Raw genomic sequence first — 22,345 nt, forward strand, 5'->3', positions numbered from 1 at the left:
TTTTTAATAAGTTTTATTAGACTTTCTCATACAATTTTAACTCTTAAAAGTTAATTGACTTTTAAGAGTTAAAATGCATAATTAGCAATTATTGTTTAATTATTTTTATGTATTTATTAATATGATCTCCTTTTAAAGACACAATATATACACCATTTGCATAATCACTCAAATCTATTGATATTAAATCGTTGGTTATAGTATTGTGTACTTTTTGGTATATTTTTTGTCCTGTAATTAAACTTACGGTTACATGTAAGCTAGGGTCTCCATCTGTTATTTTTAGTTTTATAGGACCTTTTGTTGGGTTGGGATAAATTTTTACTTTGGATGTTATCACTATTTCATCATTTGATAAAGTATCAGAAAATGGTATACCATACACTTCGAACTCAAATAAACTCATTCCGTAAACAGTTGCTCTAGAAGTTCCGTACATTCTTATATATCTCCCAACACCAGATACATTGAACTGGTCTATATCACCATCAGAAGTATTTTCTGAGATAAGGGTTGTCCAAGTATTTGCATCATCCGAAATTTGAATTTGATAAGCACTCGCATAAGCGGCTTCCCAAATCAAAATTACTTCGCTTATCTTGTATGTATCACCTAAATCAACATAAATCCACTCAGGTTCAGAGAAACTACTAGCCCATCTGGTTTCATTATTTCCATCAACTGCTAAAGCCCCTTTATATCCATCGTTTTCATTTGAACTTGTATAAACATTTTTATTAAATGCAATATTTTTTCGCTCAATAACACTTACTAAAATTTCATCTAAATCTGAAGCTCCTTCATTATCAATTACTTTAAGCATTATGTTATGTTCTCCTAATTCTACTTCAACCGTTACTTGAATTCCTTCTGCAATAAGTACATCATTTCTGTACCAATTATAACTATTAATTACTCCATCTACATCATTACTGCTACTAGCATCTAACTGAACTTCTAAAATTCCATTTCCATCGTCTTCCATTATTTCAATATCTACACCAGCATTTGCAACAGGAGCTGTATTGTTTACTCTAGAGACAAATACTGTAAGCTCATCAGAATTTATTGATCCGAAGTTGTCTTTTACTTCCAATGTAACAGTGTGAGCTCCTATGTTAAAAGTGTGATTGATTATTTCTGAATTACCTATCTCTACATTCTTATAAAACCAAGTATAATTTATTATAGATCCATCAGCATCTGCACTACCTGATGCATTTAATTGAATATTTTCATTACCATTTGAATCTGTATCAATTTGAACAATATCATTACCTGCAAAAGCTATTGGCAATTGGTTTACAGTAAGGTTTATACTAGTAGTAACTACAGCACCATCATTATCTGTAATTTCTAGTACTATAGTATGTACTCCTAAATCAAAGTCCATTTCTAGTTGCACGCCCTTACCTAATATAATTTCGTTTTCTTTCCAAGTATACAATATGATTTCTCCATCTGAATCTGAACTATTTTCAGCATTTAATATATAAGTTTCAACACCATCCAAATTTTCATCAATAAGTAAAACATCTTCTCCAATGATTGCTGTTGGTAATTCATTTTCAGGATCTAAAATGATATATTTAACAACATCTGTAGAAGAAACACCATCATTATCAGTTAACTTTAGAGTTATTTCGTATACACCTGTAGATAAATTAATACTAGGGTTAATTCCTGTTTTAATTAGCTCATTATTGATGAACCATTCATACTTTTCAATTGTACCATCTGCATCTGTACTGTTAGATGCATCTAGAATAACATCAACTAAATCATCTCCATCTTCATCATTTATAGTTCTATCATTTCCTGCATTTGCTACTGGAGGAATATTATCTGGGTCAATTATTGTTACTAAAATTTCATCTGTACCCACCAATTCATCTTCATCAGTTACTTCTAGAGTAATTGTATGAATACCTGTACTTAATTCAATTTCAACTTGACTTCCAGTTGCCAACTCAACATCGTCTTTTAACCATTTATAAAATGTAATTGGAGAATTGGTTGCTTCTGATAACGAACCATCTAATGTTACAAATACCAGATCATCTTCATTATCATCTTCTAAAACAATATCATCTCCTGCATTTGCAACTGGCGCTAATCCTCCATTACTAATTGTAACAAGTACTTTATCTGTTGCAGTATTTCCATCTTCATCTTTAATTGTTAACAGAACTTCATAAACACCTCTTGCTAATTCTAAAGAAACAAATTCTTTATTACCAACTTCATTTCCATCAATTGTCCAAGAATAATTAACTATAGTTCCATTATGATTGATACTCCCTGTACCATCTAAAACTATATTTTCTAAACCATCTTTATTTTCATCTAATTTTATAACATCTGGCCCTGCATTTGCAATAAGACCATTTCCTTCGGACACTTCTCCATACCCATTATGTTTAAATATTCTAATATAATCTATCTGCATTTTGGCAGGCATATCTGCAGTTACAGCATTTGAAGAAGCTGCATCTGTAAAATTACCACCAACCGCTAAATTTGCAATTAAATAAAATGGCTTTTGAAATTCTTGTGATTCTATTCCTAAAGGAAAAGGTGCTGTATATAGATCGAATTCTACTCCATTATCTACAACAGTTAATCGTATTTGATTTGGATCCCAATACATTCTATAAATTAAAAATCTATCTGTTAATGTAGTTTTAGAAACATAAGGTTTATTGTACCATTTATCAAATGCTATACTTGCAGCACAATCTGCATTTCCACTACAAGCTCCTTCTTCATACCAAATTAAATTAGCACCTACAACCTGATTTTCATTACTATTAGAAAATCCTTCAGTATCTCTGAATTCTTTTCGATGTCCCATTTCCATCATATCAATTTCTCCAGATTTTGGCCATCCAACTTCATCTACATTATTTCCTAACAACCAAAATGCTGGCCATAAACCTGTAGATAAATCATTAGGTACTTTTAAACGTGTCTCAATTAACCCATATCTAATACTCAATTTTCCTTTAGTAGTTACTTTACCTGAAGTAAAAGAAAAACCTTCTGCATTTTCTTTTTTAGCTTCAATTACTAAAGCTTTATTGTCTCCTTCATTCTCAATACCTTCAATAGATATATTTTCTGATTGATAATATTCTAGTTCTTCATTACCCCAACCACATAAATCAGGACACCCATTTCCAATATCTTTGTTCCAAGTATTTGAATTAAATGAATTAAAGTTTTCTTCCCATAAAATTTCTCTGATAGTAACTTTAACATCATCTATAGACTCATTACCTGCACTATCTATAATTTTAAGTTGAATAGAATGCAAACCACTAGAAAGAAAAAGTTTAGGGTTAGCTTCTTGAGATAAAACCACACCACTTTCACTCCATTCGTAAAACGCTACTGCACCATAACTTCCTGAACTATTTAAACTTACCTCTTCTACACCATCCTTATCTAGATCTTCAAGAATAATATCGGCTCCAGCATTTGCTAATAATTCAGAATTAGATTTTACTACATTACCTACTCCATTCCATTTACTAACTTTTACATAATCAATATACATTTTACCTGGAAAAGGAGCTGTTATATTTTCTTCATTATTAATACCTACAAAATTACCACCAACTGCTAAATTTAAAATAAAATAAAATGGTTTTTTAAAAGCTTGCTCATTACTGCCCAATGGAAACGGATTCGTGTACAAATCGTGTTCTACACCATTATCAACTGCAGTTAATCTAATTTGACTTTCATTCCAATACATTCTATATGTAACAAAACGATTATTCATTGGTGATGATGACATATAAGGTGTTGTGTAATGTTTATCATAGGCAATACTAGCTGCACAATCTTGGTTTTCTGGATCACAAGCTTGGTCTGAATACCAAATTACATTTCCACCAACAAAATTGTTTGGAGAACCTGAATGCCCTTCTTCTTGACGAACATTGCTGCTATGCCCCATTTCCATCATATCTATTTCACCAGATTGAGGCCAACCAGCAGTTCTGTGGTTAATTCCAAGAAGCCATGCTGCAGGCCAAAGACCATTTTCTAAATCTGGCACTTTCATTCTTACTTCTACAACACCATATTTAATGGCTACTTTATTTTCTGTGGTAACTTTACCTGATGTAAATTCATTTTGACCTAAAGTTTCTTTTTTAGCTTCTAAAACCAACGCGTAATTACCTGGTTCACCAGCAATTTCTTCTACATATACATTATCTTTTTGATAGGTTTCAAGCTCTTGATTTCCCCATCCGCAGAGATCTTCTTCACATCCATTTCCTTCTGAAATGTTCCAATTATCTGTATTAAAAGAATTAAATTGATCTTCCCAAATTGTTTCTCCAATAATTTGCCCCCCAACAGAAACAATAATCTTATCTTTTTGAAAATTTCCATTTGTATCAGTTATGGTAAGTTCTACATCATAATCACCCAGATCTAAAGAAACTTCGTGCTTTTCTGAAGTAGAAACCTCTGTACCATTTATTTTCCAAGAATAGGATGAAATAGGACCGTAACTACCAGAGGCATCTAACTGTAAAGGTTCTCCAGCATTTATTTTTTTGTCTGCACCTGCATTCGCCATCAATTTTTCTGGAGTAAATACCTCTCCTTTACCATTCCACTTTTTAATTCTTACATAATCGATATACATTTTACCTGGTAAATCTGCAGAAACTTGACTATCGGTTAAAGCATCTGTAAAATTACCTCCGACAGCTAAATTCATTAATAAGTAAAAAGGTTTTCTAAATTCATTGGCGTCTTCCCCTATAGGAAAAGGACCTGTATATAAATTATGAACTGAGCCATTATCTTCTACAGTTAATCTAATCTCATTTTCATCCCAATACATTCTATAGATCATAAACCTATCTGTAAGTGTCTCTGCAGTTGTATAGGGTACATTGTACCATTTATCATAAGCAATACTAGCAGCACAATCTGGATTGTTATCTGCACATGCTGCATCACTATAAAAAATTAGATTTCCACCAATTAAATTATTTTCATTTGTACTTGGAAGTTCTTGATCTATTCTAAATTGTGAATTATGCCCCATTTCCATCATATCTATTTCTCCACTACGAGGCCACCCTTCTGAAACTTGATTAGTTCCTAAGAGCCAAGCTGCAGGCCATAAACCCTTGCTAAGGTCATTTGGCACTTTTATACGAAACTCTACCATCCCATATTTAACACCTAATTTATTTTTTGTTGTTACTTTTCCTGAAGTAAAAGCATTATCTCCAATTGATTGTTTTTTTGCTTCAAGTACCAAAGCATAATTTCCAGGTTCACCCGGAATTTCTTCAATATAAACATTCTCATTTTGATAGGTTTGAAGTTCTTGGTTTCCCCACCCACAGAGTTCTGGACAACCATTACCTATGTCCACATTCCAAAGTTCTTTATTTAAAGTATCGAATTCATCTTCCCAAAGAACTTGGCCAACTTGCGCAAACGTAAGTTGTGTACCTAGAATTAACAATAAAGTAAGACATAATTTTAGAACGATTTTTTTCATAATAGTTTAGTTTTTTTCATAAAATTTTAAATTTTATTTAAAATTTTAGCAGTTAATTATCAAATATTTGTTTATAGTCTTTCAAATATCATTTTATTAAATAAATAAAACAATTACTTCAGCACTACTTAAACAATACGTAAAAAAAAATGCACTTTTATATAAATAAGCACTTATAACCTTATTAATATTAGGTTTTTACTAAAAAAAATATGTAAAAAATTACAAATTAAAAAACAATACATTAACACTACAATACAAAAAAAACATTATTAACAAAGAAAAATTAACCTAATTACTAAAGAAAATTGAGTGAATATAAAAGATTAAACTATCTAGGGAAACAAGCAATAATAAATGATTATTAGTGCATCTTTTTTAATCATTAAGGATTACAAAAACAGTATACTCCTACCTATACTAATTCCTAATAAAGCCTATTAAAATGTATTACCTTAAAGATTTAAAACTGAAATTTTATCTAATAGAGATGTTTTATTTTCTTTAGATTTTTCAAATTCAATATTGCTAATTAAAACTTGAATAGGGTTATTTTCATTATATATTGCTAATTTCGTAATATGTATAAGTTATTTTGTTTATTTATTAATAAGGATAATTTAATTTACTTGTGTTAGTCAATTCTTAAATATATGTTTACTTTTAGAATATATTTTGTAAATATTGAGCTCTAATAGATTGTATTTTATTGATATTGTGCGCGCTTTTGCCATTTTAATGATGTTGCAGGGTCATTTTATTGATACACTTTTAGAGGTTTCTTATAGAGATTCAAATTGTAATATTTACAGAATTTGGGCTTATTTTAGAGGAATAACAGCACCAACTTTTTTTACCATTTCTGGATTAATTTTCACCTATCTGTTGTTAAAAGCTAAAGAAAAAGGCATTGAAAAATTAAGAATGAGAAAAGGAATTATGAGAGGTTTTTTCTTAATTGGAGTTGGTTATTTATTACGAATCGATATTTTCAACTGGTTGTCAGGTAATTTTAACCCTTACTTTTTAGTGATAGATGTCTTACAGATAATTGGTATTAGTTTAATATTAATAATTGGTATTTACTTTTTATGTAATAAAAAAACGATTCTTTTTTCTTCTATCGTTCTAGTTTTGGGTACAGTTCTATTTTTAACAGAACCTTTGTATCGAAATATAAATGTTTCTTCAATTCCGTTTTTTTTAAGCAATTATATCTCTAAAAGTAATGGTTCTATTTTCACAATAATTCCTTGGTTTGGTTATATCTGTTTTGGTGCTTTTTTATCAACCTTATTTTATAAAAACTTACACAAAAAATATTTTAAAAAAACAATTATTACTTCATTTATAGTTACGGGTTTATTGTTAATTTTCTACTCCTCTTTTTTCCTAGCATATCTATCCAAATTATCTCATATTCAATTATTTATGGATTCTGCTAGCTATAATTACCTTTTTACTCGATTTGGAAACGTGTTATTATATTTTGCTTTTTTCTACGGATTAGAAAGTTACTTTAAGAACCCTATTCTTTTAAAAATCGGTCAAAAAACATTATCTATTTATGTGATTCATTTTATAATTATTTATGGAAGTTTTACGGGCCTGGGTTTAAACAGTTTAATAGGTAAAACATTAAACCCTGTTGAAGCAATTTTAGGTGCAATTTTATTCTTAATATTAGTCTGTTTGTTGGCTTACTTTTATGTAAAAACAAACACATTTTTGTATTTAAATTCTAGGAAAATTTATGATAAATTTAAAGGAAAACCAGAATAATTACGACTATAATTTTATGAAATCTACAATATTTATTTTTTCTTTATTGTTATCAATTAACAGTTTTTCTCAAAAAAAATATTTAGAGAAAATAGCAAAAACTTCTATACATAAATTTACTTATCAAAGAATTAAAAAAGAAAAGAATTTAAAATTAGATTTTTACAAACCCAGAAAAGTGAAAGGTTTAAAGCCTTTAATTATTTATGTTCATGGAGGTGGATTTTCTGGCGGACAAAGAAATGACAAATACGCTGTAGACTTCTCTAAAGAAATGGCAAGTTATGGTTATGCTGTAGCTTCTATTTCTTATCGTTTAACAATGAAAGGAATTGGTTTTGGCTGCAACACAAAATCTGATTTAAAAATTAAGGCTTTTAATGAAGTATCTAAGGATATTAGTTATGCTATAAAGTACATTATAAAACGTAATAGAAAATTTAAAATAGACACAACCAAAGTTATTTTAGTAGGCTCTAGTGCTGGTGCAGAAGCAGTTTTAAACCTAGCTTACGTTTATGAAAATGAGATTCTAGATTCAAGTTTTAAATTTGCAGGAATTATTGGTATGGCTGGTGCAATTACAACTATTGATAAAATAACAAATGATAAAGCAATACCAACACAACTTTTTCACGGAGAAAAAGATGATTTAGTGCCCTATAATATTGCTCCACATCATTATTGTAAAAAAGAAAATATTGGTTATTTAAGATTATATGGTTCTAGAGCAATTGCAGATCAATTAAAATCTATTGGTAAATCTTACTATTTATATTCAGTTAAAAATGGTGATCACAGTTGGAATTCTAGACCTATTTATCAATGTAAAAATGAAATTTTAGATTTTTTGTATTTTGATGTTTTACAGAAAAATGAAAGACAAACAGAAGTTAAAATTTGACAAATAAAAAAGCCGTACTAAAAATATAGCACGACTTTTAAAGTTCAAATATTTAGATTTTTTTATTTGATTAATCTATTAAAATCATAAAAATAAAAATTCTTTTCATCGTTCATAGCTACAAACAAACCGCTTTTAAACGTGTTGTTTAATGGCACAGTAACCACATCACAACCATCAGTTTCTAAGGTTGATAAATTAATTGCTTTAACAAAATTGTTTGTTATTCTATCAAACAAATTAAATTGTCCTTTTTGTTGATCAGAAACAATAATATATCCTTTTTTATCTTCTAATTTGGCAATAGCAATTCCTTCTATATCTTCTAAAAAATACTCGCCACCAAAACATGCTATTTCTTCATTTCCTTTGGTTGGTTCTGCATAATATTTTCGAATGCAAGCACCTTCATCAGAATAGTACACAAAACCCATTTCTGAATCTACAGCAATAGCTTCTATTTCTTTTTCACCACTAAACTTCCCAAATTTTCTTACCAAGCTAGCTTGTATCACATTGTTTGCTGCTGTTAATTTGTATTGGTATAAATATCCTTCTTTAGGTCCTGATTTTCTGCCTACAATAGCATAAAAACTATCATCTAATTTAGATTTATAAAAAGCAACACCCATAGGTAATTTGAGTTCTGCATTTTTTTCATCAACAAAAACAGGAAAACCTCCATTGTCTAAAGGTTGCATATCTGGTACAGAAAAAATTCTTATTTGTTGTTTTTCTCTTTCTGTAAACACTAAAATATCTGTAGCTGTAGAATCGTTAATTTTAAACCCGTATTCTAAATCTACATTATTAGGTCTTTTAATATTTCTGATGGTTTTATTATCTATAATTTTTCCATCTAAATTAAATGCATAAATGGCTCCATTAGTTTTTTTATCGGTACCAAAAACAATGCTTTTAGAAGCATCTTTTGGATTTATCCAAATTGCAGGATCATCTGTATCATTCAGTGTTTTTTCTGTAATAATATCTGGTGCTATTGCAGGTAGTTTACTACCAGAATTGCAAGAAAAAAAGTAAAAAGCACTAAGTAATATAGTGCTTTTTATAATTTGTTTTTTGTTTAATAAACTCATTATTAATTTCTTATTTTTTAAACAAATCGTATTTTAAACCAAAGGTAATTCTTCTTCCATAATATTCCATTTGCATAGTTCTATCACTTACACCTTGGTAATAACGCAAAGGTTGATCTGTAATATTATTAACATCAGCATAAATACTTAGGTTGTTGTTAACCGCAAATGTTGCATTAAAATCTAAGAAAAATTGTTGATCGTAATAACGATCTTCAAAAGCATTACCACCAATTTCATCTACATAAGCATCAGAAAAATTAGCAGAAACTCTAGCTGAGAATTTTTTACCTCCATAAGCTAAAGAACCATTAAACATATTTGGTGCTGTGTTTGGCAAATCTAAATCGTCTCTTTCATCTCCATCTTCATTACGAATTCCATTTGCATTAGAAGTTAAATAAGTATAGTTTAAATAAAGACTAAAGTTCTTTAAAAATCCTGGTAAGAAATCTAATTTTCTCTGGATAGCAAATTCAACTCCGAAAATTGAAGCATCATCCCCATTTAAAGGTTGATAAACATCAAACCCTGTTGTACCTGCTCCGTAAAAATCTGAAGAAGTTTCTTGTTGAAAAGTATAAATAAAATCGTTTATTTTTTTGTAAAATAATCCACCAGAAAGTAAACCTACATTGTTAAAATACGTTTCTGCCATTAAATCGAAGTTCATAGAAGTAGTTGGCTCTAAATCTGGGTTACCAACAAAAATTTCATCATCTCCAGTTACAACATCTAAAGTAGGTGTTATGTCTGCATAATTTGGTCTTGCAATAGTGTTTGTCCAAGCAAAACGAACTACTGTATTATCTGTAGCATCGTATTTAAAATGTACACCTGGCAATATGTTTGTATAAGTACTTTCTTTAGTTGTTGTACCATTTAAAGTATCTTCATCTAAAATATTATTACCAGTTGCAGTTAAACTTGTATGCTCTAAACGTACTCCAGCTAAAACACTTAATTTATTCGATAAATTTTGATTTGCCATTAAGTATGCAGCATAAACATTTTCTTCTACATTATAATTGTCTCTTAAAAACTCATCGTCTACAGACTCACCATCTGCTAAATTCAAAGCTCCTAACCATTCTTCTGATGCAAATAAACCAGCTTGATATTGGCTACCTGCAAGAAAATCTGATTTAGAATAATCTTTGGTTGGTATACCATCTAAAGTTGGGTAAGCACTTTCTAAATCATACTCAAAGAAATTATTGTCTCTGTATTTGGTTTTAAATCTACCTCTTGCTCCAAATTTTATAAACCCATCACCTTTACCAAAAAAGTCTGCAGGCAATTCAAAGTTTACAAAAACATTAAAATCTTCTTCTTCTGTATATTGATTTTCTTCAGTAATTTCTCCATATTCAAAACTAGAAAGATCATTAAAATCAGAAGCATCAACAGGTGAATAAAAAGGATTTTCTGAATCTGTACTGCTATTGATGATATACTCAGATTCAAACTCTGCATATCTTTCATTTAATCTTTCTTCAGATGCTTTTGCTAAAGAAGCCATCCAATCGATTTTTAAATTACCAGCAACATGGTTACCTCCTAAAGAATAGTTTTGCATTCTTTGGTCTTCTAAACGTCTGTTTTTATTTCTGTCATTATCAATCCCTCCTTTCGATTGTCTAACTACAGACACAGGAAACATTATTGGTGTGTTGTTTGTTAGGGTAAAATCACCAATTTCAATATCTTCTGCATCTAAGATTTCGTGCTCTAATCTAAAACGATTTTCTCTGTCATCTCTCCAGTTATACATCGATTTAAAATAGATGTTATTGTTATCATTTATTTGATAGTCGAAATTTGCAGAAAAACTTCTACGTACTCTTTGTACTAAATACGTTCTTTGTTCAAATACGTTTGTATAAGGATTTACTTCCATTTCTACTTCGTCTGTACCATCAAAATAAGCGAATTCATCTGTCCATTCTGCTTCAACATTATCAGAACCAAAATCGTTATCATTAACGGTTGCAGAAAGCATCCATCCAAATTTCTTGTCTTTAGAACGATCACCTACTAAAAAAGAACCATTTAATATTCTTTTATTTGTAATGGTATTTACACCAGAACCTGCTGTTGCAGATAATCTAAAACTTTGTGGAGCAGTTCTTGTTACTAAGTTTACAGAACCCCCTAAAGCATCTGCATCCATATCTGGAGTTACAGCTTTGTTTACTTGGATAGACTGAATCATATCAGAAGGAATTAAATCCATTTGAATGTTTCTATTATCTCCTTCTGCAGAAGGAATTCTACTTCCGTTTAACGTAACAGAGTTTAATTGCGGAGAAAGTCCTCTAATAACAATATTTCTAGCTTCACCTTGATCTACTTGCATGGTGATACCAGGAATTCTTTTTACAGCATCTCCAATATTTGCATCTGGAAATTTACCAATTTGATCTGTAGACACAACATTTGTAATGTTGATGTTATTTTTTTGAGTGTTTAAAGCCTTAGCTTGGCCACTTAAGCTGTAAGATCTAAATTCAATTTCATCTAATTCAATGCCTCCAGATTCTAATTCTAAAATTACTTTTGTAGTTTCGTTTTCTTTTACCACTACTTGTTTCGTAATATCTTTATAACCTAAATAGGTAACTTTTAAAGTATAAGTACCAACAGGTATAGATACAATTGTAAATCTACCGTTAAAATCTGTAACGTCTCCTTTTTTAATTGTTTCTAAAGATACATTTGCTCCTGGAACATAAATACCATTTTCATCGGTAATTAAACCTTGAATAGTACCTGTTTGTGCAAAAGATTTTGCTGCAGACATTGATAAAACTGCAATGAATAGAATAAATTTTAATTTGTTTAGTTTCATTTTATTTGGTTAAAATTTTTAACAAAACTAACTTTTGATAAGTTTTAAAAGATTAACAAAATGAAAAGAAAAAGCTAAATTATAATTGAAAAACACCACTAATTAACATTAAATTAATTTCATTTTTACAATAATTTTAAAGCGATCTTGCACCTATTTTATTGTTAAATAATCTTTACATTTACTATTTAATCTTTTAAATTGACTACGCTATGAAAACAATATTTATACCAAATCTATCTTATTTTCTATTGATATTAATTGTCTTATTTTTTACAAGTTGCCAAATGACAGAAGAATTAACTGTTACAAAAAACGGAAGTGGAACTGTATCTTTTAAAGTTGATGCTTCGTTTTTTATGCAAATGATGGGCAATAAATTAAATAAAGAAAAAACGAATACTAATTACGATACTATTATTCATTTTAAAGATGTGATCAAACAAAATAGAGATAGCATTTTAAAACTATCTCAAGAAAAACAAAAATCATTAAAAAGATTGGAGAATTTTAGCATGAGAATGCAGATGAATTCTGATAAAGAAAAAATGAATTTTGATATGTTTACCAACTTTAAAGATGTAAAAGAATTGAATAATATGCTAAATTCTTTTCAAGAAGGTTATGGTTTGGCTTCGAAATCTAATAAACTTTTAGCTTCAGGAAAACAAACTAAAAAATTAAGTGAACCCAAAACACCTTCTACTAAAGTTAACTATTTGTATTCGAAAAAGAAATTTGAACGCAATACAGAAATTTTAAATCCTGAGCAATTGAAAAAAGAAGTTGATAGTTTAGGGAAGGTAAAAACTATGTTTTCGAGTTCTACCTATAAATTGATTTATACGTTTCCTAAACGAATAAAAAATGCCTCTATTAAAGAAGCCTATTATAGTGCTGATGGTAAAACCATAACTATTGAAAAGAATATTATTGGTTATTTTTCGAATCCTAAAATTTTAGATTTCTCTGTAGAGTTTTAAATAAAAAAAGTGAAACTAAGGTTTCACTTTTTTATGATTAAGCTTGTCCTGTTGGTCCAAAATTCATAGGTACAGGAGGTTGCTCATAATCTTTTATTTCACCATGTTGTTGTTCAAATTTACGAACATTATCTGCTAAAGCTTTTGTTAATCTTTTGGCGTGTTGTGGTGTTAGAATAATTCTAGATTTTACTTTGGCTTTGGGTACACCTGGCATAATATTTATAAAATCTACAATAAATTCTGACATAGAATGATTGATAATTGCTAAATTAGAATATGTACCTTCTGCAATTTCTTGATCTAATTCTATATTTAATTGTCCATCTTTATTTTGGTTATCTTCCATAGTTATTGGGTTGTATTATTAATATCAATAAAAAAAGTTGAATTATTTGTAGTAAAAATACTACAAACAATTCAACTTATATAATTTTTAAACGTTAACGTTCAAACGTTTAATTAGAAACTTTGTTCTATTTCATCTTTAGGTCCTACAATAATTTTATCATAAGATCTCATACCTGTACCTGCTGGAATTTTCTTACCAACAATTACATTTTCTTTTAATCCTTCTAAAGTATCTATCTTACCATTTACAGCAGCCTCATTTAATACTTTTGTTGTTTCTTGGAAAGAAGCAGCAGAAATAAACGATTTTGTTTGTAAAGAAGCTCTTGTAATACCTTGTAAAACTTGTTCAGCTGTTGCTGGTCTTGCATCTCTTGCAGTAACTAAGTTATTGTCATTTCTTCTTAATAAAGAATTTTCATCTCTTAATTGACGTGCAGAAATAATTTGACCTGGCTTTAAGTTTTCTGAATCACCAGCATCTTCAACAACTTTCATTCCGTAAATAGCATCATTATCTTTGATAAAGTCAGTTTTATGGATTAATTGATTCTCTAAGAATAATGTATCTCCAGAATCTATAATCTTAACTTTACGCATCATTTGACGTACTACAACTTCGAAATGTTTGTCGTTAATTTTTACACCCTGTAAACGATATACTTCTTGTATTTCATTTACTAAGTATTGTTGTACTGCAGATGGCCCTTTAATTCTTAAAATATCAGAAGGTGTTGTAGCACCATCAGATAATGGCATACCTGCTTTAATAAAGTCATTTTCTTGAACTAAAATCTGGTTAGAAAGCTTAACTAAATACTTACTAATATCTCCTGTTTTAGATTCAACAATAATCTCTCTATTACCTCTTTTAATTTTCCCGAAAGAAACTACACCATCAATCTCAGAAACTACAGATGGGTTAGAAGGGTTACGTGCTTCGAATAATTCTGTTACACGTGGTAAACCTCCTGTAATATCACCTGCTTTACCAGATTTTCTAGGAATTTTAACTAAAGTATGTCCAGATTCAACAGTATCTCCATCATCAACCATTAGGTGTGCACCTACAGGTAAACTGTAAGAACGTAATGCATTACCATCTTCGTCTTCAATAATTAACGAAGCAATAATCTTCTTGTTCTTAGAATCTGTAATTACTTTTTCTTGGAAACCAGTTTGTTCATCAATTTCTACAGAGTAGTTCATACCTTGCTCTAAATTGTCAAACTTAACTTTTCCTGCAAATTCAGAAACAATTACACCATTAAATGGATCCCATTGTACAACAACATCACCTTTCTTAATTGTCTTTCTTTCTTTATCAAAAATAATAGAACCGTAAGGTAAAATATTTGTACTCTGAGTTATACCTGTTTTCTTGTCTTTAATTTTTATTTCTGCAGTTCTAGATATTACAATATCAACTTCTTTACCTTCGTTGTCTTTACCAACAACTGTACGTAAATCATCGATAGTTACATTACCATCAAACTTAGCAATCAATTTATTTTCTTCTGATATGTTACCAGCAACCCCACCAACGTGGAATGTACGTAATGTTAACTGTGTACCAGGTTCACCAATAGATTGTGCAGCAATTACACCAACTGCTTCACCAATTTGAACTTTGTTACGAGTTGATAAACTTAAACCATAACATTTAGCACAAATACCTCTAGTAGACTCACATGTTAAAGCAGATCTTACTTCTAATCTATCTATACCTGAAGCTTCTACAGCATCAGCTAATTTAGATGTAATAGATTGATTAGCTTTTATAATTAATTCTTCTGTTACTGGGTGATAAACATCTTGTAAAGAAATACGTCCTTCTATTCTGTCTGCAATAGATTCAACAATTTCATCATTTTTCTTTAAAGGTGTTACCTCTAATCCTCTTAATGTACCACAATCTTCCTCATTAATAATAACATCTTGAGAAACATCAACCAATCTACGTGTTAAGTAACCAGCATCTGCCGTTTTTAAAGCGGTATCTGCAAGCCCTTTACGTGCACCGTGAGTTGAGATAAAGTATTCTAAAATCGATAAACCTTCCTTAAAGTTAGAAAGAATCGGATTTTCAATAATTTCTCCACCACCAGCAGTAGATTTTTTAGGTTTTGCCATTAATCCACGCATACCTGTTAACTGACGAATTTGTTCTTTAGAACCCCTTGCACCAGAATCAAGCATCATATATACTGAGTTGAAACCTTGTTGATCTTCACGTAAACGTTTCATAGATAATTCAGTTAATCTATTGTTGGTAGAACCCCAAACATCAATTACCTGATTGTAACGCTCTTTTTGCGTTAACATACCCATATTATAGTTACCTACAATAACATCAACTTCTTTATTTGCTTCATCAATCATAGATTGCTTTTCAGCTGGAATAATAATATCCCCTAATGAGAATGATAAACCACCTTGAAAGGCAAATTTATATCCCATATTTTTTATTTCATCTAAGAAAGCACCTGTTGTAGGTATATCTGTAGCTTTTAAAATACCACCAATAATACCACGTAAGTTTTTCTTAGTTAATACCTCATTAATATAACCAGCAGCAGCAGGAACTTTTTCATTAAATAAAACTCTACCTACAGTAGTTTTAATGATTTTAGTTACTTGCTCTCCATTTTCTCCTAAATCTTGAGTTCTTACTTTAATACCAGCATTTAAGTCTACCATTTCTTCGTTAAAAGCAATAGTAACTTCTTCTGGAGAATAGAAAGTTAATCCTTCTCCTTTAATTGGTACTTCAGGAGTAGAAATTCTTTCTTTTGTCATATAGTATAAACCAAGTACCATATCCTGAGAAGGTACAGTAACTGGAGCACCATTTGCAGGGTTTAAGATATTGTGAGAAGCTAACATTAATAATTGTGCTTCTAAAATAGCTTCTGGTCCTAATGGTAAGTGAACCGCCATTTGATCTCCATCAAAATCTGCATTAAATGCAGAACACGCTAATGGGTGTAACTGAATAGCTTTACCTTCAATTAATTTTGGTTGGAATGCTTGTATACCAAGTCTGTGTAAAGTAGGAGCCCTATTTAATAAAACTGGATGACCTTTAATTACATTTTCTAAAATATCCCAAACAACTGGTTCTTTTCTATCAATAATTTTCTTTGCAGATTTTACTGTTTTTACAATTCCTCTTTCAATTAATTTTCTAATTACAAAAGGTTTATAAAGCTCAGCTGCCATATCTTTTGGCAATCCACACTCAGACAATTTCATTTCTGGTCCAACAACAATTACAGAACGTGCAGAATAATCAACACGCTTTCCTAATAAATTCTGACGGAAACGTCCTTGTTTACCTTTTAATGAATCTGATAAAGATTTTAAAGGTCTGTTAGATTCAGTTTTTACTGCAGATGATTTACGTGTGTTATCAAATAATGAATCAACAGATTCTTGTAACATACGTTTTTCATTACGTAAAATAACTTCAGGAGCTTTTATCTCAACTAATCTTTTTAAACGATTGTTTCTGATAATAACTCTTCTATATAAATCATTTAAATCTGAAGTTGCAAAACGTCCACCATCTAATGGAACTAAAGGTCTTAATTCTGGTGGAATTACCGGAATTGCCTTCATAATCATCCATTCAGGATTATTCTCTCTATTTTTTTGAGAATCTTTAAATGCTTCAACAACATTTAAACGTTTTAATGCTTCAGTTTTACGTTGTTTAGACGTTTCTGTATTCGCTTTGTGTCTTAATTCAAAAGATAAAGACTCTAAATCAATACGAGCTAATAAATCAATTAAACACTCAGCACCCATTTTAGCGATAAACTTGTTTGGGTCTGAATCATCTAAATATTGATTATCTTGAGGTAACTCATCAGCAATATCTAAGTATTCTTCCTCTGTTAAGAAATCCATTTTTTGTAATGGTTCTCCCTCTGGATTTTTAGCAATACCTGGTTGAATTACTACGTATCTTTCGTAATAAATAATCATATCTAACTTTTTAGATGGTAAACCTAAAAGGTATCCCATTTTGTTAGGTAATGATCTAAAATACCAAATGTGAGCTACAGGAACAACTAAGTTAATATGCCCTACTCTATCTCTACGTACTTTCTTTTCTGTTACTTCTACACCACATCTATCACAAACAATTCCTTTGTAACGTATTCTTTTGTACTTACCACAAGCACATTCATAATCCTTTACAGGACCAAAAATACGCTCACAAAACAAACCATCTCTTTCTGGTTTGTGAGTACGATAATTTATAGTTTCTGGTTTTAAAACTTCACCTTTAGAGATTTCTAGAATCGCTTCTGGAGATGATAAACCAATTGAGATTTTGTTAAACTTTTTTACAGTGTACTTCTCTTGTTTTCTTGCCATGTCTTTTAATAAGTATTCAGTTGGCAGTATTCAGTTTTCAGTAACATAAAGGTTACTGAAAACTGGTTACTGAAAAAATTTATTCTTCTAATCTAACGTCTAATCCTAAACCTTTCAGTTCGTGCATTAATACGTTAAACGATTCTGGTAAACCTGGTTCTGGCATAGCTTCACCTTTAACAATACTTTCGTATGTTTTAGCTCTACCCATTACATCATCAGATTTTACAGTTAAGATTTCTCTTAATATGCTTGACGCTCCATAAGCCTCAAGTGCCCAAACTTCCATTTCTCCAAAACGCTGACCTCCAAACTGTGCTTTACCTCCTAAAGGTTGTTGTGTAATTAAAGAGTATGGTCCAATAGAACGTGCGTGCATTTTATCTTCAATCATATGCCCTAACTTAATCATATAAATGATACCAACTGTTGCTGGTTGATCGAAACGTTTTCCAGTTCCACCATCATATAAATAAGTATGTCCAAATCTTGGTACACCAGCTGAATCTGTAATTCCGTTGATCTGATCTAAAGAAGCCCCATCAAAAATTGGTGTTGCATATTTAGTATCTAATTTTTGACCTGCCCAACCAAGAACAGTTTCATAAATCTGACCAATATTCATACGAGAAGGTACACCTAATGGATTTAATACGATATCTACTGGAGTTCCGTCTTCTAGGAAAGGCATATCTTCTGCTCTTACAATACGAGCCACAATACCTTTATTTCCATGACGACCTGCCATTTTATCACCCACTTTTAACTTACGTTTTTTAGCGATGTAAACTTTGGCTAATTTTAAAATACCTGCAGGTAATTCATCTCCTACTGAAATTGTAAATTTCTGACGACGTAAATTACCTTGTAAGTCATTTACTTTAATCTTATAGTTGTGAACTAATTCACCAACTAAACTATTTAATTCACTATCAGTTGTCCAAGAACCTGTTAAATGCACATAATCATCTACAGAATTTAACATTTTTAAAGTGTATTTTTTACCTTTTGGTAAAACTTCTTCACCTAAATCATTAAATACACCTTGAGAAGTTTTACCACTAATTAAAGTGAATAATTTCTCAATTAATTCGTCTTTTAAACCTTCGAATTTAGAAACGAAAGATTGCTCTAAAGTTGCAACAGCCTCTTTATCTCTTAATCTTTTGTTCTTGTCTTTTACAGCTCTTCTGAATAATTTTTTATCAATTACTACACCTCTTAAAGATGGAGAAGCTTTTAATGATGCATCTTTTACATCACCGGCTTTATCACCAAAAATAGCACGTAATAATTTTTCTTCTGGAGTTGGATCAGATTCTCCTTTTGGTGTAATTTTACCAATTAAGATATCACCAGGATTTACTTCTGCTCCAATTCTAATCATTCCATTTTCATCTAAATCTTTTGTAGCTTCTTCTGAAACGTTAGGAATATCATTAGTTAACTCTTCAGTACCTAATTTTGTATCTCTAACATCTAAAGAATACTCATCAATATGGATAGATGTAAATATATCTTCACGAACAACTTTTTCAGAAATTACGATTGCATCCTCAAAGTTATACCCTTTCCAAGGCATAAAGGCTACTTTCATATTTCTACCTAAAGCTAATTCTCCTTTTTGTGTTGCATAACCTTCACAAAGTACTTGTCCTTCTTCTACTCTATCCCCTTTTTCTACAATCGGCTTTAGGTTGATAGAAGTACCTTGGTTGGTTTTTCTAAATTTAATTAAGTTATAAGATGTTTCATCAGAATCAAAACTTACCATTTTTTCTTCTTCAGTTCTATCGTACTTAATTGTAATTTTATTAGCATCTACATAAGTTACTACACCTGCTCCTTCTGCATTAATTAGAATTCTTGAATCTTTTGCAACTCTACGCTCCAAACCTGTACCAACAATTGGAGATTCTGGACGTAATAAAGGAACTGCTTGACGCATCATATTCGATCCCATCAAAGCACGGTTGGCATCATCATGTTCCAAAAATGGAATTAAAGATGCAGATATAGAAGCAATTTGATTTGGAGCAACGTCCATATAGTCAATTGCATCTGGGCTAACAACTGGGAAATCTCCTTCTTCACGAGCAATAACTCTATCAGACACAAAACTACCATCTTCATTTAATTCTAAATTAGATTGGGCAAATTTCATACCTTCTTCCTCTTCAGCACTTAAATAAGTTGGTTCTGCTTTTTCTACAATTCCGTTGTCAACTTTTCTATAAGGTGTTTCTATAAATCCTAAGTTATTCACTTTTGCAAATACAGAAAGTGAAGAAATTAAACCAATATTTGGTCCCTCAGGAGTTTCAATAGGACATAAACGTCCATAATGAGTATAGTGAACATCACGAACCTCAAAACCTGCTCTTTCTCTTGATAAACCACCTGGCCCAAGTGCAGATAATCTACGCTTGTGGGTAATCTCTGCTAATGGATTTGTTTGATCCATAAACTGAGATAATTGGTTGGTACCAAAGAATGAATTAATTACAGATGATAATGTTTTAGCGTTAATTAAATCAATTGGAGTAAACACCTCGTTATCACGTACATTCATACGCTCACGAATTGTTCTAGCCATACGTGCTAAACCAACACCAAACTGACCTGCTAATTGCTCACCAACAGTTCTTACACGTCTATTAGATAAGTGATCGATATCATCAACTTCTGCTTTAGAATTGATTAACTCGATTAAATATTTAATGATCGTAATAATATCTAACTTTGTTAATACTTTCTGATCAATAGGCTCGTTTAACTGAAGTTTAGTATTCATTCTAAAACGACCAACTTCTCCTAAATTATATCTTTGTTCAGAAAAGAATAACTTATCTATAATACCTCTTGCAGTCTCCTCATCTGGCGGTTCTGCATTACGTAATTGTCTATAAATATGCTCTACAGCCTCTTTTTCTGAATTTGTAGGATCTTTCTGTAATGTATTATGAATAATAGCATAATCTGCCATATGGTTATCTTCTTTATGAAGTAAAACCGTTTTAGCACCTGCATCTATTATTTCATCTATATGTTCTTTGTCTAAAATTGTATCACGATCAAAAACGATTTCATTTCTTTCGATTGATACAACCTCTCCAGTATCTTCATCAACAAAATCTTCATGCCAAGTTTTTAAAACTCTCGCTGCTAATTTTCTTCCTAAGACTTTCTTTAATCCAGCCTTAGACACTTTTACCTCTTCTGCAAGGTCAAAAATCTCTAATATATCTTTATCTCTTTCAAAACCAATGGCTCTGAATAATGTTGTAACTGGTAATTTTTTCTTTCTATCAATATAAGCATACATTACTTGATTGATATCTGTAGCAAATTCTATCCAAGATCCTTTAAAAGGAATAACTCTTGCTGAATATAATTTTGTACCATTTGCGTGGAATGACTGACCAAAGAATACGCCTGGTGATCTGTGTAACTGAGAAACAACAACACGCTCTGCACCGTTAATTACAAAGGTACCAGAGTTTGTCATATAAGGAATTGTTCCAAGATATACGTCTTGTACAATTGTTTCGAAATCTTCGTGTTCTGGGTCAGTACAATATAGCTTTAGACGTGCTTTTAAAGGTACACTGTGCGTAAGACCTCTTTCTATACATTCTTGAATAGAATATCTTGGTGGATCTACGAAATAGTCTAAAAATTCTAAAACGAATTGATTTCTTGTATCTGTGATTGGAAAGTTATCCATGAAGGTTTTATATAAACCTTCTTCTCCTCTTTCTTCTGCTTTTGTTTGAAGTTGGAAAAAATCTTGAAAAGATTTTACCTGAATATCCAAGAAATCTGGATATTCTTTAATCATTTGAGAAGTTGCGAAGTTGATTCTTTCAGTAGTGTTTTTCGTTGCCAAAAGAGAATATTTTTTTGATTAAAATCTGAATTAAAATAAAGAACGAATATAGACACAAAATGGTTTAGGTCTAAAAACAATAGTCTTTAGTACCTAAACCTAAATTTGTTTTCCTGTTTTTGATACTTACAAAAATCAGGAATATGTATTTTACTTAAGCTCTACTTCAGCTCCAGCTTCTTCTAAAGATTTTTTAAGACCTTCTGCCTCATCTTTAGATACACCTTCTTTAATTGGTGCTGGTGCACTATCTACGATACCTTTAGCATCTTTTAATCCTAAACCAGTTAATTCTTTAACTAATTTTACAACTGCTAATTTAGAACCACCTGCTGCTGTTAAGATAACATCAAATTCAGTTTGCTCTTCAGCTGCTTCTTCTCCACCTGCTGCAGGACCTGCAACTGCTACAGCTGCTGCTGCTGGCTCAATACCATACTCATCTTTTAAAATAGTAGCTAATTCATTAACTTCTTTTACTGTTAAGTTAACTAATTGCTCTGCGAAATCTTTTAATTCTGCCATTTTAATTGTTTTTAAAATTTTGTTTTATTATAGTTTAT

10 protein-coding genes are annotated in these 22,345 nt (G+C 30.6%); 3 read left to right on the forward strand and 7 right to left on the reverse strand.

Annotated features, from left to right (window positions below):
• Positions 1 to 88: 88 nt before the first annotated feature.
• Positions 89 to 5,539 (reverse strand): PKD domain-containing protein, encoded by a 5,451-nt coding sequence (locus KO506_RS01835; RefSeq protein ID WP_215993201.1) that lies wholly within the window; start codon positions 5,537 to 5,539, stop codon positions 89 to 91.
• A 684-nt stretch (positions 5,540 to 6,223) separates the two neighbouring features.
• On the opposite strand from KO506_RS01835, the gene KO506_RS01840 reads away from it, so the two are divergent.
• Positions 6,224 to 7,321 carry a heparan-alpha-glucosaminide N-acetyltransferase domain-containing protein gene (locus KO506_RS01840; RefSeq protein ID WP_215993202.1) on the forward strand — a complete coding sequence of 366 codons (1,098 nt, stop codon included), beginning with the start codon at positions 6,224 to 6,226 and terminating at the stop codon, positions 7,319 to 7,321.
• Positions 7,293 to 8,225, forward strand: coding sequence for a carboxylesterase family protein (locus tag KO506_RS01845; protein WP_215993203.1), 933 nt, complete (start codon positions 7,293 to 7,295; stop codon positions 8,223 to 8,225). The genes KO506_RS01840 and KO506_RS01845 overlap by 29 nt, the downstream gene beginning before the upstream one ends.
• Before the next feature lie 62 nt (positions 8,226 to 8,287).
• Here KO506_RS01845 and KO506_RS01850 read toward each other — a convergent pair whose 3' ends face one another.
• Positions 8,288 to 9,322 (reverse strand): phytase, encoded by a 1,035-nt coding sequence (locus KO506_RS01850; RefSeq protein WP_215993204.1) that lies wholly within the window; start codon positions 9,320 to 9,322, stop codon positions 8,288 to 8,290.
• A gap of 10 nt (positions 9,323 to 9,332) precedes the next feature.
• On the reverse strand, positions 9,333 to 12,173 hold the full coding sequence (locus tag KO506_RS01855) for a TonB-dependent receptor (RefSeq protein WP_215993205.1): 2,841 nt from the start codon (positions 12,171 to 12,173) through the stop codon (positions 9,333 to 9,335).
• A gap of 212 nt (positions 12,174 to 12,385) precedes the next feature.
• Here KO506_RS01855 and KO506_RS01860 point away from each other — a divergent pair, with 212 nt between their 5' ends.
• The gene (locus KO506_RS01860; RefSeq protein WP_215993206.1) at positions 12,386 to 13,156 is read left to right on the forward strand and encodes a hypothetical protein; all 771 of its coding nucleotides are present in this window, start codon (positions 12,386 to 12,388) and stop codon (positions 13,154 to 13,156) included.
• Between the two features lie 37 nt (positions 13,157 to 13,193).
• Here the strand turns inward: KO506_RS01860 and KO506_RS01865 are convergent, their stop codons facing one another.
• The 4 genes from KO506_RS01865 to rplL all read right to left on the reverse strand — a co-directional run bounded on the left by KO506_RS01865 (position 13,194) and on the right by rplL (position 22,307).
• On the reverse strand, positions 13,194 to 13,505 hold the full coding sequence (locus tag KO506_RS01865; protein ID WP_215993207.1) for a DUF3467 domain-containing protein: 312 nt from the start codon (positions 13,503 to 13,505) through the stop codon (positions 13,194 to 13,196).
• A gap of 113 nt (positions 13,506 to 13,618) precedes the next feature.
• Positions 13,619 to 17,893: a DNA-directed RNA polymerase subunit beta' gene (gene rpoC, locus KO506_RS01870; RefSeq protein WP_215993208.1), complete on the reverse strand. Its 4,275-nt coding sequence runs from the start codon at positions 17,891 to 17,893 to the stop codon at positions 13,619 to 13,621.
• Positions 17,894 to 17,972: 79 nt separating this feature from the next.
• On the reverse strand, positions 17,973 to 21,782 hold the full coding sequence (gene rpoB / locus KO506_RS01875) for a DNA-directed RNA polymerase subunit beta (protein ID WP_215993209.1): 3,810 nt from the start codon (positions 21,780 to 21,782) through the stop codon (positions 17,973 to 17,975).
• Between the two features lie 150 nt (positions 21,783 to 21,932).
• Positions 21,933 to 22,307 (reverse strand): 50S ribosomal protein L7/L12, encoded by a 375-nt coding sequence (gene rplL, locus KO506_RS01880; protein WP_215993210.1) that lies wholly within the window; start codon positions 22,305 to 22,307, stop codon positions 21,933 to 21,935.
• Between the last annotated feature and the right edge of the window lie 38 nt (positions 22,308 to 22,345).

This window comes from Polaribacter vadi, from assembly GCF_018861005.1.
Lineage (GTDB): Bacteria > Bacteroidota > Bacteroidia > Flavobacteriales > Flavobacteriaceae > Polaribacter > Polaribacter vadi_A.